We start from the raw sequence: 13,780 nt of genomic DNA on the forward strand, positions 1-13,780 counted from the left end.
TTCGGGACGGGTGTCCGGTATTTTTCTTCACGCCGCCTGGTTGTCAGCGCCAGTAGCCTGTTTCAGGCCACCCTTCTTCAGGTGCACCAGCAGCAGTGACAGCGCCGCCGGGGTCACGCCGGAAATGCGGGAAGCCTGGCCCAGGGTTTCCGGGCGATGCTTGTTGAGCTTCTGGCGCACTTCGATGGAGAGTGCCTTGACGTCCATGTAGTCGAGGTCGGCCGGCAGCTTCAGGTTTTCATTGTGATCCTGACGGCTGATCTCGTTGGCCTGGCGCGCGATGTAACCGGCGTACTTGACCTGGATCTCGACCTGTTCACGCACCGGGCCCTCTTCGATGCCGGGGCCGGCCAGCGCCTGGCCTTCGGTGCCGGTCAGGCCCATGAGGCTGTCATAAGTCACGTTGGGACGGCGCAGCAGGTCCAGCAGGTTGTATTCGCGCTCGATGGCCTTGCCCAGCACGCGCTCGGCTTCCGCTGCGGCCAGGATGCGCGGGTTCACCCAGGTCGACTTCAGGCGTTCCATTTCACGTGAAACGGCTTCGCGCTTGCGCTCGAAGGCTTCCCATTGCGCATCGCCGACGCAGCCGAGTTCGCGGCCGATTTCGGTCAGGCGCAGGTCGGCATTGTCTTCGCGCAGCGAAAGGCGGTATTCGGCGCGGCTGGTGAACATGCGGTACGGCTCCTGCACGCCTTGGGTGACCAGGTCGTCGACCAGCACGCCGAGGTAGGCTTCATCGCGGCGCGGGGTCCAGGCTTCACGGCCCTGGGTCTGCAGGGCGGCGTTGATGCCGGCCAGCATGCCCTGGGCGGCCGCTTCTTCATATCCGGTGGTGCCGTTGATCTGGCCGGCGAAGAACAGGCCCTGGACCTGGCGGGTTTCCAGCGAAGACTTCAGGCCGCGCGGATCGTAATAGTCATATTCGATGGCATAGCCGGGACGCAGGATGTGGGCGTTTTCCATGCCCTTCATCGAGCGCACCAGTTCCAGCTGCACGTCGAATGGCAGGCTGGTGGAGATGCCATTGGGGTAGAACTCGTGGGTGGTCAGGCCCTCGGGTTCCAGGTAGATCTGGTGCGAATCCTTGCTGGCGAAGCGATGGATCTTGTCTTCGATGGAGGGGCAGTAACGCGGGCCCACACCTTCGATGACGCCGGTGTACATCGGGCTGCGATCCAGCCCGCCACGGATGATGTCGTGGGTGCGGCTGTTGGTATGGGTGATCCAGCACGGCATCTGGCGCGGGTGCATGGCGGCATTGCCCATGACGGAGAACACCGGTACCGGATCGAGATCACCAGGCTGCTCTTCCAGGATCGCCAGGTTGATGCTGCGGCCATCGATGCGCGGCGGGGTACCGGTCTTCAAGCGGCCCTGCGGCAGCTTCAATTCCTTCAGGCGCGCCGACAGCGAGACCGCAGGCGGATCACCGGCACGGCCACCGGAATAATTGTTCAGGCCAACGTGGATCTTCCCGTCCAGGAAAGTACCGGCGGTCAGCACCACGGCGTGGCCGGCAAAGCGGATACCGGCCTGGGTAATGGCACCGACGACGCGGTCGCCTTCCAGCATCAGGTCATCCACGGCCTGCTGGAACAGCCACAGGTTGGGCTGGTTTTCGAGGCGCGAGCGGATCGCCGCCTTGTACAGGATACGGTCGGCCTGGGCGCGGGTGGCACGCACGGCCGGGCCCTTGGAGGAATTCAGGATGCGGAACTGGATGCCCGCCTCGTCGGTGGCAATCGCCATCGCCCCACCCATGGCATCGACTTCCTTGACCAGATGGCCCTTGCCGATCCCGCCGATGGAGGGATTGCAGGACATCTGGCCCAGGGTTTCGATGTTGTGCGTCAGGAGCAGGGTTTTCTGGCCCATGCGTGCTGCGGCCAGTGCAGCTTCGGTGCCGGCGTGACCGCCGCCAACGACGATGACGTCAAATTGTGTGGGGAATAGCATGATGCGGGCCTCGCGTAGAGGTGAGAACAGAGGCGAGATTATAAGACCTTTTATCTGGCGGGGTCCGAGGTGGGGTCGGTAGCTGTTGGTTTACCGCACTTCCCTGCCCTGCCAGACACTATCGGCCGACCGATTCGATAGTCTTGGCTGATCAATGAAACATCGATGGGGATTGTTTCACGTGAAACAGCGCGCTGGATTTTGTGGCTGAAGCAGGAATATGAATAAAAAAACGGAGCATCGCGCTCCGTCTTTTGGGTCGGGGGTCGGATGTTTCACGTGAAACACCCGGTGAAGTTTTTTGCTCTATTTGAGGAAGGCGTCGTAACCCGACTTCAGGATCAATGCCCCCACAACGACCAGGAATAACTTGCGGACAAAGACGCTGCCATGCTTCATCGCCAGTCGTGTGCCCACCAACGAGCCACCGATGTTGAACACGGCCATCAGCAAACCCAATTGCCAGATGACGTGGCCGCTGTACCCGAACCAGCACAAGGCCGCCAGGTTGGTCGCAATATTGACGAACTTGGAGACGGCCGAGGCTGACAGGAAGTCATAGCTGAAAACGCGCACGAACAGGAATACCAGGAAGCTGCCCGTACCTGGACCGAACACGCCGTCATAAAAGCCCACTGCCCCACCGATCAGCGCGGCGTAGATGATTTCCCGGGTGCCGCTCAGCGTGGGCGCATGGGTAGTGCCGAAGTCCTTCTTCTTCAACGTGTAGAGTGCAACGGCGATCAGGACGAAGGGCAAGGCCTTGCGAATCAGGTCGGTCGGGATATGGGTGACGACATAGGCCCCAAAGAAGGAAAAAGCAAAGGCTGCCATCGCGGCTGGTGTCACGGTGCTCCACCGGACCGCGACCTTGCGCGCGAAGTTGATGGCAGCAGCACTCGTGCCCATCACGCCGGCCACCTTGTTCGTCCCCAGCAAAGTCGCCGGAGCAGTATTGGGAAAGACTGAGAACAGCGTCGGCACCAACACCAGTCCGCCTCCTCCCACCACGGCATCGATCAAGCCGGCAACGAAGGCCGCGCCACACAACACTACATAATCCAGCATCACTTGCCCTCCCCGGTCGACGTGAAGAAATGAACTGCAAAATCGGAGGATGAAACAGGGCTGAACATGGGATGAGGGGGATGGATAAACGGTGAAATGAAGAATGGATCAGGCGGGCCACATTCTACCGCCCTGCCCCGGCTGGCATCAGCCACAGAGATGACGCTTTGGGCACTGTTGCGGAACACATCCCTGCTGTTCTGGCTGGCCCGTCATGAAGCAAAAAATTACCGCCGGGAAATCACCCTCAGGTGACTTGCCGGCGGCAGATGAAGTTTTAAGCTTCGTCGAATAGCTAGTGTGTTCCCTTGGCCTGTCCCTTCCCGGCCAAGGCCAGGATCTCGCCCACGATGCCTTTTCGGAAAGCCAGCACGCAGACGATGAAGATGAAGCCGGTCACAATCGTCACCGAATCTCCCAGGGTATTGAACCAGTCGATGCTGGTCACGTTGGCCAGCCAGGCACCGATATCCCCCAGCTTGTTCTCCAGCATGATGATGATGATCGCACCGACGATGGGACCGACGATGGTGCCCAGGCCACCGACAAGGGTCATCAAGACCACCAGGCCGGACATGCTCCAGTGCACGTCAGTCAGCGTCTCGAAGCCCAGCACCAGCGTCTTGGTGGCACCCGCCAGACCCGACAAGCCGGCCGACAGCACGAAGGCCAGCAGCTTGTAGCGCGCCACGTCATAGCCCAGCGAGATGGCACGCGGTTCGTTCTCCTTGATGGCCTTGAGCACCTGGCCAAACGGGGAATGGATGGTCCGCACGATCAGCGCAAAGCCTGCCACCGCGATCGCCAGCACGACGTAGTAAAGGGTCATGTCGCTGCCCAGGTCGATCACGCCCAGCAGCTTGCCGCGCGGCACGCCCTGCAAACCATCCTCGCCACCGGTGAACGGTGCCTGCAAGGCCACGAAGAACAGCATCTGCGCCAGCGCCAGGGTGATCATGGTGAAGTAGATGCCCTGGCGGCGAATCGCCAGCAACCCCATCACCAGGCCGATCAGAGCACCGGTCAGGGTACCGATGATCAGTCCCAGTTCAGTCGGCAAACCCCACACCTTCAGCGACTGGCCGCACATGTAGCCGGCCCAGCCGAGGAAAGCCGCATGGCCGAAGGACAACAGGCCGGTGTAGCCGATCAGCAGGTTGAAGGCGCAGGCGAACAGCGCAAAGCACAGCATCTTCATCAGGAACACAGGGTAGATGCCGAACGGTGCCGCCAACAACAATATTAGTAAAACAGCAATTCCGATTTTCTTGTTCATGCCGGTCTCCGATTATTTCTCTTTGCCGAACAGGCCGGCCGGACGGACCATCAGGACGATGGCCATGATGATGAAGACCACGGTGGCCGACAGCTCCGGGTAGAACACCCGGGTCAGGCCCTCGATCAGGCCCAGCACCAGGCCGGTGATGATCGAACCGAGGATGGAGCCCATGCCGCCGATGACCACCACCGCGAAGACGGTAATGATCAGGTTGGAACCCATCAGCGGCGAGACCTGGATCACGGGCGCGGCCAGCACGCCGGCGAAGGCCGCCAGGGCCACGCCGAAGCCGTAGGTCAGGGTCACCATCAGGGGCACGTTGATACCGAAGGCTTCCACCAGCTTGGGGTTCTCGGTACCGGCGCGCAGGTAGGCACCCAGGCGCGTCTTCTCGATCACGAACCAGGTGGCAAAGCAGATCACCAGCGAGGCCACCACGACCCAGGCACGATAGTTGGGCAACACCATGAAGCCGAGGTTGGTCGCACCCTGCAGCAGGTCAGGCACCGAATACGGCTGGCCCGAGACGCCATAGATGGAGCGGAAGATGCCCTCGATCATGAGCGTGATGCCGAAGGTCAGCAGCAGCCCGTAGAGGTGGTCCAGCTTGTAGAGCCAGCGCAGCATGGTCTTCTCGATCACGATGCCGAACAGGCCCACCAGGATCGGTGCCACGATGAGCATGACCCAGTAATTGAGTCCCAGATAGGTCAGGCCCATCCAGGCCAGGAAAGCGCCCAGCATGTAGAGCGTGCCGTGCGCGAAGTTGATCACGTTGAGCAAGCCGAAGATCACCGCCAGGCCCAGCGAGAGCATGGCGTAGAAGGAGCCGTTGACCAGGCCCAGCAGCAGCTGGCTCAACAAGGCTTGCAGGGGTATGCCGAATAGTTCCATAAAAACCCGTTCATCCAGATGGGTGAAGAACGCCACCGCTTACAGCAAAAATCTGCCATCCCCGCGTGAACAGAAATGACAGATTTTGCTGGCTGTGCGATGGCCTTACTGCTTGATGCGTGCAGCTCGATGCGAAAGGATCACTTCCAGGCCGCGCACTTGGATTCGGCCTTGGTGGTCCATGCCTGCTCTGCCGGAATGGTCTGCACCAGCTTGTAGTAGTCCCACGGATACTTCGAATCCGCCTGGGCCTTCACCTGATACAGGTACATGTCGTGCACCACGCGGCCGTCGGCGCGCAGGTAGCCGTTCTTCTGGTACAGGTCGTTGAACTTGGCCTTGCGCAGCGCAGCCATGACCTTGTCGGAATCATCGGTACCGATTTCCTTGACGATCTTCAGGTACTGCAGCGCGGCCGAGTAATCGCCGGCCTGCAGGGAAGACGGCATTTTCTTGCGCACGGCGAAGTAGCGCTTGGCGAAGGCACGGGTTTCCTCGTTGGCATCCCAGTACCAGCTGTCGGTCAGGTACAGGCCTTCGGTGTTCTTCAGGGTCAGCGAGTGCACGTCGTTGATGAACACCAGCAGACCCGCCAGCTTGGCCGTCTTGGTGATGCCAAACTCGTTGGCGGCCTTCACCGAGTTGATGAAGTCGCCACCGGCGTTGGCCAGGCCGATGATCTGGGCCTTGGAGCTCTGTGCCTGCAGCAGGAAGGAGGAGAAGTCGGAAGCGCCCAGCGGGTGCTTGACCGAGCCCACCACGGTGCCGCCGGAGGCCTTCACGACGTTGGCGGTATCGGATTCCAGCGAGTGGCCGAAGGCATAGTCAGCAGTCAGGAAGAACCAGCTCTTGCCGCCCTGCTTCACCACCGCCGAACCAGTGCCCTTGGCCAGGGCCACGGTGTCGTAGGCGTAGTGCACGGTGTAGGGCGAGCACTCTTCATTGGTCAGACGGGCCGTGCCGGCACCGACCGAGAAATACACCTTCTTCTTTTCGGCTGCGACCTTGGCGCTGGCCAGGGCGGTGCCGGAGTTGGTGCCACCGATCAGCACATCCACGCCCTGCTGGTCGAACCATTCACGGGCCTTGCTGGCGGCCACGTCGGCCTTGTTCTGGTGGTCGGCCACGACCAGTTCGATCTTCTTGCCGTTGATGGAACCGCCCATGTCGGCGATGGCCATCTTGATGGCTTCCGCGCCACCCTGGCCGTCGATGTCCGAATACACGCCCGAGATATCGGTAATGAAACCGATCTTGATCACATCCCCCGAGATCTGTGCCGAAGCCGGCGCGGTCGCGAATGCCGCAGCTGCTGCGGTAACGGCCAGTGCCATTGCCTTGAGTTTCATTTTCATCTCCTCTGTTATGAAGCCCGCTTGATGATTTCGATGCGAGACAACTTGGTGGAACGGGGAGAGGATCGCTCACCCCGCGGACGTACTTGTTGGCAGTACTTCTAGTCGTGAAGCTGGTGATACCGGAAAAATCTGGAAGCCGGTCCCGGCAGCGCAGTGCATTGCCGGGACGCGATGCTTAAACGCCGAGCAGTTCGTTCAGGGTCTGCATCTTCGCTTCCAGCTGGGAGGAAGCGAAGGATTCGACGATCTGGCCGTGTTCCATCACATAGAAGCGATCCGCCAGCGGCGCGGCGAAGCGGAAGTTCTGCTCGACCATGACGATGGTGTAGCCCTTGGCCTTGAGCGTGGTGATCATGCGGGCCAGGGCCTGCACGATGACCGGCGCCAGGCCTTCGGAGATCTCGTCGAGCAGCAGCAGGCGGGCACCGGTGCGCAGGATGCGGGCCACGGCCAGCATCTGCTGTTCACCACCGGACAGGCGCGTGCCCTGGCTGTTGCGACGTTCCTTCAGGTTGGGGAACATCTCGTAGATCTCGTCGATGGACATGCCCTTGTCGGTCTTGGAGACGAAGGGCGGCAGCATCAGGTTTTCTTCGGCCGAGAGCGAGGAGAAGATGCCCCGCTCTTCCGGGCAGTACCCCACGCCGTAGTGGGCGATCTTGTGGGTGGCCAGGTTGATGGTTTCCTGGCCGTTGATCTTGATCGAGCCCTTGCGGGTACCGACCAGACCCATGATGGAACGCAGCGTCGTGGTGCGGCCGGCGCCGTTGCGGCCCAGCAGCGTCACCACTTCGCCCTGGTGGACGTTGAGGTTGACGTTGTGCAGGATGTGCGATTCGCCGTACCAGGATTGCAGATCACTGATCTGCAGCACCAGCGGCGCGGAAGAAGAAGACGTCGTCATGGCAGCAGCATTCATGGTGGCGGTACTCATCAGTGAGCCCCTTGCAGTTCGGCCGAGGTGCTGCCCATGTAGGCTTCCATCACCTGCGGATTGCGCGAGACTTCTTCATAGCTGCCTTCGGCCAGCAGCGCGCCGCGTTGCAGCACGCTGATGCGGTCGCAGATGCCGGAGATCACGCTCATGTTGTGCTCCACCATCAGGATGGTGCGGCCGGCCGAGACCTTCTTGATCAGGGCGGTGACGCGATCCACGTCTTCGTGGCCCATGCCCTGGGTCGGTTCGTCCAGCAGCATCAGTTCCGGCTCCATGGCCAGGGTGGTGGCGATCTCCAGGGCGCGCTTGCGGCCGTACGGGAGGTCCACCGTGGTGGTGCGGGCAAAACTGGTCAGGTCCACTTCTTCCAGCAGCTGCATGGCGCGTTCATCGAGCTGCTTCAGGCTCTCGCCGTTCTTCCAGAAATGGAAGGACGTACCGAGCTTGCGCTGCAAGCCGATGCGCACGTTTTCCAGCACGCTCATGTGCGGGAAAACAGCAGAAATCTGGAAGGAACGAATGATGCCCTGGCGCGCGATCTGCGCAGGCGCATCCATGGTGATGTCTTTGCCGTTGAACAGGATCTGGCCCGAGGTCGGGACCAGGAACTTGGTCAAGAGGTTGAAGCAAGTCGTCTTGCCGGCACCGTTGGGGCCGATCAAGGCATGAATGTGACCGCGCTCAATTTGCAGGTTGACCGCGCTTACTGCCGTGAAACCCTTGAATTCCTTCGTCAGGTTTCGTGTCTCCAGAATGACGTCTGTCATGGTCTCTTCTTTCCCTTTGATGCCCGCGCCGGTGGATCCGGTCGTCAAGGCCTGCCTGCTGCAGAACACTGAATCTTTTGGATTCAGGAACCGCTTTGTTTACCTGGCGAATCGAGAAGCTAGTTTTAATATTTGGCGCATAGTAGCCGGTTCGTACCATTCATACAATACGTATAAGTACCGTATGGTCCAGCGCCTGAGAATTGCCGTCTTATGCCCGGGAAAGCAGGCTGGACGCGACTTTCTCGGCGATCATGACAGTCGGGGAATTGGTGTTGCCGGAGGTGATGGAGGGCATCACGGAGGCATCGGCCACACTCAATCCTGACACGCCACGCACCCGGCATTGGGCATCGACCACGGCCATGGCATCATCGCTGCGCCCCATGCGGCAGGTACCGACCGGATGGAAGATGGTGGTGCCCACTTCACCGGCGGCGCGATACAAATCGGCTTCACTTTCATACTGTGTGCCGGGCTTGTATTCCTCCGGGCGATAACGCGAGAGTGCGGGTGAGGCCGCGATGCGGCGGGTCAGGCGCAGGGCGTTGGCGGCGACCTTGAGGTCTTCTTCGGTGGAGAGATAGTTGGTGGTGATGCGCGGGGCCAGTGCGTGATCGGTCGAGCCCAGGCGTACATGGCCGCGCGAGGTCGGACGCAGGTTGCACACGCTGGCGGTGAAGGCCGGGAAGGCGTGCAGCGGGTCGCCGAATTTTTCCAGCGACAGCGGTTGCACGTGATACTGCAAGTTGGCGCTGGCCTGCTGCGCATCGGACTTGGCAAAGGCACCCAGCTGCGAGGGGGCCATCGACATCGGGCCGCTTTGCATGAGCAGGTATTCCAGTCCGATCTTCATCTTGCCGACCAGCGTGGACGCCATGGCGTTGAGGGTCCTGGCACCATCGACCTTGAAGACCATGCGCATCTGCAGGTGATCCTGCAGGTTCTCGCCCACGCCCGGCAGCGCGTGCACCACGGGGATCTGGTGCTGCTGCAACAGGACCGGATCAGCGATGCCCGACATCTGCAGAATGTGCGGCGAACCGATGGCACCGGCACAGAGGATGGTCTCCTTCGCTTCGGCAAACCAGGCACTGCCCCCGCCGGTGAATTCGACACCGGTACACACCGGCCCCTGCTCGCCCTGCTCCATGCGCAGGCGGCTCACGTGGGAGCCGGTCATGATGGTGAGGTTGCCATCCTTCATGGCAGGCCGCAGGAAGGCCTTGGAAGCGTTCCAGCGCACGCCGCGCTTCTGGTTGACGTCGAAGTAGCCAGAGCCCTCGTTATCGCCGCAGTTGAAGTCCTCGACCTTGGGGATGCCATTCTCGGCGGCCGCATCGCGGAACGCATCCAGGATGTCCCAGCGCAAACGCTGTTTCTCCACGCGCCATTCACCGCCGGCACCGTGGAACTGGCTGGCACCGAGGTGATAGTCCTCGCTCTTCTTGAACAGCGGAAGGACGTTCTGCCAGCGCCAGCTGTCGTCCCCCGTGACTTCGGCCCAGTGATCGTAATCACGCGCCTGGCCACGCATGTAGATCATGCCGTTGATGGAAGAGCAGCCGCCCAGCACCTTGCCGCGCGGGTAGATCAGACTGCGGCCGTTGAGGCCCGGATCGGCCTCGGTGCGGAACATCCAGTCAGTGCGTGGATTGTTGATGCAGTAGAGATAGCCGACCGGGATGTGAATCCAGATGTAGTCGTCCTTGGCCCCCGCTTCCAGCAGCAGTACCTTCTTGCCAGTCTGGCGCGAAAGCCGGTTGGCCATGACGCAGCCGGCGGTGCCGGCACCAATGATGATGTAGTCGTATTGCCCTGCCGATTGCATGGTGTCTCCGCTGGCTTGTTCTTGTGATCTTGTCGTCTGCCGCCGCCCCCTGCCACGGCAAGAGGCGGCCGGCGCCCTGCTTACTTCGCCACCGGCATGGTGAACTCAGCCCCCTTGCCGATGGTGGCCGACCAGCGCTGCATGATGGACTTGTAGCGCGTATAGAAGCGAATGCCCTCTTCGCCATAGGCATGGGTATCGCCGAAGAGCGAGCGCTTCCAGCCGCCGAAGGAATGCCAGGCCATCGGCACCGGGATGGGCACGTTGATGCCCACCATGCCGACCTGGATGCGGCGCGAGAATTCATGCGCGGTATTGCCGTCGGCCGTAAAGAGCGAGACGCCATTGCCGTACTCATGCGCGTTGATCAGTTGCACAGCCGACGCGAAGTCCGGAACGCGCACCACGCACAGTACCGGACCGAAGATTTCTTCCTGGTAGATCTTCATCTCGGTCGTGACATTGTCGAAGAGCGTGCCGCCGATGAAGAATCCTTCCTCATGGCCCGTCACCTTCAGGCCGCGGCCATCGACCAGCAGCTTGGCACCGGCATCCACGCCGCTCTGGATGTAACCCTCCACCTTGGCCTTGTGGGCGGCGGTGACCAGCGGGCCCATCTCGGCGTCGTCTTCCATGCCGTTCTTGACCTTGAGCGCTTTCACGCGCGGGATCAGCGCGTCCACCAGCTTGTCGGCCACGCTGCCCACGGCCACCGCCACCGAGATCGCCATGCAGCGCTCGCCGGCCGACCCATAGGCCGCACCGATCAGGGCATCGACGGCTTGTTCCAGGTTGGCGTCGGGCATCACCACCAGGTGGTTTTTGGCACCGCCCAGGGCCTGTGCACGCAGCGGGAAGGTGCCCGCACGCTCGGTGGCCTTGCGGTAGATGTATTCGGCAATCGGGGTGGAACCGACGAAGGACACTGCCTGCACGTCCGGATGCTCCAGCAGCGCATCCACGGCCACCTTGTCGCCCTGGACCACGTTGAAGACGCCATCCGGCAGGCCGGCGCGCTTGAACAGTTCAGCCAGCATCAGCGAAGGGGAAGGATCGCGCTCGGAGGGCTTGAGCACGAAGCTGTTGCCGGTCGCAATGGCGATCGGCGCCATCCACAGCGGCACCATCACCGGGAAGTTGAACGGCGTGATACCGGCCGTCACGCCCAGCGGCTGGCGCAGGTTCCAATTGTCGATGCCGCCGCCGATGTTGTCGGTGAACTGGGTCTTGAGCAATTGCGGGATGCCGGTGGCGAATTCGACGATCTCCAGGCCACGCGTGACCTCCCCTTTCGCATCCGAAAACACCTTGCCGTGCTCCAGGGTGATGGCCTTGGCCAGCGCATCGTGGTTCTGCTCGATCAGCTCCTTGAACTTGAACAGCACCCGCGCCCGCTTCAAGGGAGCCGTCTCGGCCCAGGCCGGCGCAGCCGCACTGGCGGCTGCCACGGCCGCATTGACTTCCTGCACCGAGGCCAGCGACACCTTGGCGGTGGCAGCACCGGTGGCCGGATTGAAGACATCCTGGCTGCGGCCGCTCTCGGAGCGGGAAATCTGGCCATTGATGAAGTGATCGATGTGCGGGAGGCTCATAAGGTTTCCTTTGGTGTTTTCAATGAAGGTGGAAGGCGCTGTCTCCTGCTCCCTCCTGCAATCTGGCCAGTCCGTCACCCCGACGGACCCATGGCATGGATGAGCAAGAATAGTCGCCCACCCGCCGGACATCCAATGAGGAATTATCAAGAGCAATATAAAGATTGCTTATAATCTGGACTTTCTTGTACACACGCTACCCACAAGATCCTCACAGCCTGGTCACAGGGATATCCACGGGTTTATCCACATCCAGGATCGTGAAGAAGAAGGATCAATTGCGGGAGAAGACGATGGATCTGACCCAGTTACGCGCATTTATCGCAGTCGCCCATGAGGGTAACCTGACCCGGGCCGCTGAAAAACTGTATCTCACCCAACCCGCAGTGAGTTTGCAGATCAAGGCCTTGCAGGAAAGTCTTGGCATCGCATTGTTCAATCGGAGTGCATCCGGCATGGTCCTCACCGCCGAGGGCAACACTTTGTTGCCGCTGGCCGAGCGCGTCCTGTCCGATGTCCAGGCTTTACGGCGGCACGCGACCGACTTGCGATCGAGTGAAAATATCGTGTCCGGGACATTGGCCATCGGCACGATCCTGGATCCGGAGTTCATCCGGCTAGGCGCTTTCCTGAAGTTGCTGGTCGAGCGCCATCCGCAATTGTCGACTCAGCTGGCGCATCACATGTCGGGATCGGTCCTCAATGAAGTCCGGGCTGGCCATCTGGACGTGGGATTCTTCCTGGGTGACCCCGGCAAAGGTTTTCATGCGATGACGCTGACCTCGTTCAGCTACAACGTCATCGCGCCCGCGGGCTGGAAGAACCGCGTCTCGGGCAAGGGATGGAAGGAACTGGCGCGGTTGCCGTGGATCTGGACGCCGCCAGAATCCGCACATCATCGTCTATTAAGCAAGATCTTCGCTCAACATCAGATAAAACCACAGACTGTAGCCTTGGTTGACCAGGAATCATCGATGCTGGATCTGGTGAAATCGGGGGTGGGATTGTCCTTGGCGCGCGAATCGATCGCGCTCAACCAGGCTCACGCGCATGGCTTGGTCATTGCAGATGCGGTCGAACTGTCGACTGAACTCAGCTTCATTGCATTGGAAAAACGACAACATGAAGCAGCGATCAAGGCGGTTTTCCAACTGCTGCAACAAGTCTGGCAGAACTGAGCGCGACTAGAAAGTTGCCGCATTGACATCTCAATTGCTTGCATTAAAGCAATATCTTTCAGAAATCTCCTTCTTCCTGCCGAACCTAAAGGACTTTTCATCCGTATCAGGAGCTTGCCAAGGCCTTTTGGTGCGGTTTTTGGGGTTGAAAGCCGATTTTTTGGAAAGACGTCCACTGCGCACGCGCTTTCGGTTCTTTAATTCAGATGTGGATATATATAAGTAGTAGTAGTAGTTAACGTCGCCAAAAACTGTGGATAACTCGGTTTACACGAAAAAAATCAAGACTTTAGCTTTCTGATAAACGCTTGGTAAGCTTCTGCATTATCGAGGCACAGATTCTGGACAAAAATTCGGCCGTGGATAAATCGGCGAGATATACCCAAAACGCCCAGTGGATATGCAGAGACTTATCCACAGGCACCCCCAAACCCCGCAAAATTACGGCATGGACTCCAAAAAACCTTTCCTGATCGCAATTCAGCCTTCGGGTTTGCAATTTGAACAAGTTGCCGGACTCTCGGTGTTGCAATCAGGCTTGCGCGCCGGCATCCGGCTGCCGAATTCCTGCCGGAATGGCACTTGCCGGACTTGCATGTGCAAATTGTTCACAGGCGAGATCGCTTATCAGATCGAATGGCCCGGCCTGACGCGAGAAGAAAAGGCCGAAGGCTGGATCCTGCCTTGCGTGGCCGAGGCCCGAAGTGACCTGGTGCTCGACGTTCCAGCCGCCGTCGACCTGAAGGCTTGATGTTTTATCCACAGCGGTCCCCGGAACCGGTCGATTTTTAGCCGACAAACCCCGATCACCTCTCCCTGTGGATAAAAAAAGCCGCCCAAGGCGGCGCGAAGGCCGCTGGCAGGATTTCTTTTCCACAGCGCTCTGCACCCTGCGTTCTCTCTGACGGCGTCGCCCAGGA

11 protein-coding genes are annotated in these 13,780 nt (G+C 60.3%); 2 read left to right on the plus strand and 9 right to left on the minus strand.

From position 1 onward, the window contains the following. Positions 1-27 precede the first annotated feature (27 nt). The 9 genes from mnmG to MKD49_RS23190 all read right to left on the minus strand — a co-directional run bounded on the left by mnmG (position 28) and on the right by MKD49_RS23190 (position 11,682). A complete protein-coding gene (gene mnmG / locus MKD49_RS23150; RefSeq protein ID WP_121037409.1) occupies positions 28-1,956 on the minus strand; it encodes a tRNA uridine-5-carboxymethylaminomethyl(34) synthesis enzyme MnmG in 1,929 nt (642 codons plus the stop codon). A gap of 306 nt (positions 1,957-2,262) precedes the next feature. Continuing rightward, a complete protein-coding gene (locus MKD49_RS23155; protein WP_039782929.1) occupies positions 2,263-3,024 on the minus strand; it encodes a TSUP family transporter in 762 nt (253 codons plus the stop codon). Positions 3,025-3,319: 295 nt separating this feature from the next. Then, the gene (locus MKD49_RS23160; RefSeq protein WP_252697485.1) at positions 3,320-4,300 is read right to left on the minus strand and encodes a branched-chain amino acid ABC transporter permease; all 981 of its coding nucleotides are present in this window, start codon (positions 4,298-4,300) and stop codon (positions 3,320-3,322) included. A 12-nt stretch (positions 4,301-4,312) separates the two neighbouring features. Continuing rightward, a complete protein-coding gene (locus tag MKD49_RS23165) occupies positions 4,313-5,197 on the minus strand; it encodes a branched-chain amino acid ABC transporter permease (protein WP_034335261.1) in 885 nt (294 codons plus the stop codon). 140 nt (positions 5,198-5,337) lie between these two features. Then, positions 5,338-6,546 carry an ABC transporter substrate-binding protein gene (locus MKD49_RS23170; protein ID WP_121037405.1) on the minus strand — a complete coding sequence of 403 codons (1,209 nt, stop codon included), beginning with the start codon at positions 6,544-6,546 and terminating at the stop codon, positions 5,338-5,340. 184 nt (positions 6,547-6,730) lie between these two features. Then, on the minus strand, positions 6,731-7,489 hold the full coding sequence (locus MKD49_RS23175; RefSeq protein ID WP_371925508.1) for an ABC transporter ATP-binding protein: 759 nt from the start codon (positions 7,487-7,489) through the stop codon (positions 6,731-6,733). Beyond that, positions 7,489-8,259: an ABC transporter ATP-binding protein gene (locus MKD49_RS23180; protein ID WP_034335283.1), complete on the minus strand. Its 771-nt coding sequence runs from the start codon at positions 8,257-8,259 to the stop codon at positions 7,489-7,491. The genes MKD49_RS23175 and MKD49_RS23180 overlap by 1 nt, the downstream gene beginning before the upstream one ends. Before the next feature lie 211 nt (positions 8,260-8,470). Further along, positions 8,471-10,090: a GMC family oxidoreductase gene (locus MKD49_RS23185; RefSeq protein WP_252697486.1), complete on the minus strand. Its 1,620-nt coding sequence runs from the start codon at positions 10,088-10,090 to the stop codon at positions 8,471-8,473. 80 nt (positions 10,091-10,170) lie between these two features. Then, positions 10,171-11,682: a CoA-acylating methylmalonate-semialdehyde dehydrogenase gene (locus MKD49_RS23190; protein WP_252697487.1), complete on the minus strand. Its 1,512-nt coding sequence runs from the start codon at positions 11,680-11,682 to the stop codon at positions 10,171-10,173. 293 nt (positions 11,683-11,975) lie between these two features. On the opposite strand from MKD49_RS23190, the gene MKD49_RS23195 reads away from it, so the two are divergent. Further along, positions 11,976-12,860, plus strand: a complete 885-nt coding sequence (locus MKD49_RS23195; RefSeq protein ID WP_252697488.1) for a LysR family transcriptional regulator — start codon at positions 11,976-11,978, stop codon at positions 12,858-12,860. Positions 12,861-13,308: 448 nt separating this feature from the next. Beyond that, the gene (locus tag MKD49_RS23200; protein WP_252697489.1) at positions 13,309-13,611 is read left to right on the plus strand and encodes a 2Fe-2S iron-sulfur cluster-binding protein; all 303 of its coding nucleotides are present in this window, start codon (positions 13,309-13,311) and stop codon (positions 13,609-13,611) included. Positions 13,612-13,780 lie beyond the last annotated feature (169 nt).

The sequence above is a fragment of the Herbaspirillum sp. WGmk3 genome, from assembly GCF_023952535.1.
GTDB lineage: Bacteria > Pseudomonadota > Gammaproteobacteria > Burkholderiales > Burkholderiaceae_D > Herbaspirillum > Herbaspirillum huttiense.

Bases quoted from the DNA above. Each gene is read 5' to 3' on its own strand.
- MKD49_RS23165 (WP_034335261.1), bottom strand. From the start codon at position 5,197: ATGGAACTATTCGGCATACCCCTGCAAGCCTTGTTGAGCCAGCTGCTG.
- MKD49_RS23195 (WP_252697488.1), top strand. From the start codon at position 11,976: ATGGATCTGACCCAGTTACGCGCATTTATCGCAGTCGCCCATGAGGGT.
- MKD49_RS23185 (WP_252697486.1), bottom strand. From the start codon at position 10,090: ATGCAATCGGCAGGGCAATACGACTACATCATCATTGGTGCCGGCACC.
- MKD49_RS23170 (WP_121037405.1), bottom strand. From the start codon at position 6,546: ATGAAACTCAAGGCAATGGCACTGGCCGTTACCGCAGCAGCTGCGGCA.
- MKD49_RS23190 (WP_252697487.1), bottom strand. From the start codon at position 11,682: ATGAGCCTCCCGCACATCGATCACTTCATCAATGGCCAGATTTCCCGC.
- MKD49_RS23200 (WP_252697489.1), top strand. From the start codon at position 13,309: ATGGACTCCAAAAAACCTTTCCTGATCGCAATTCAGCCTTCGGGTTTG.
- MKD49_RS23175 (WP_371925508.1), bottom strand. From the start codon at position 7,489: ATGAGTACCGCCACCATGAATGCTGCTGCCATGACGACGTCTTCTTCT.
- MKD49_RS23155 (WP_039782929.1), bottom strand. From the start codon at position 3,024: ATGCTGGATTATGTAGTGTTGTGTGGCGCGGCCTTCGTTGCCGGCTTG.
- MKD49_RS23180 (WP_034335283.1), bottom strand. From the start codon at position 8,259: ATGACAGACGTCATTCTGGAGACACGAAACCTGACGAAGGAATTCAAG.
- MKD49_RS23160 (WP_252697485.1), bottom strand. From the start codon at position 4,300: ATGAACAAGAAAATCGGAATTGCTGTTTTACTAATATTGTTGTTGGCG.
- mnmG (WP_121037409.1), bottom strand. From the start codon at position 1,956: ATGCTATTCCCCACACAATTTGACGTCATCGTCGTTGGCGGCGGTCAC.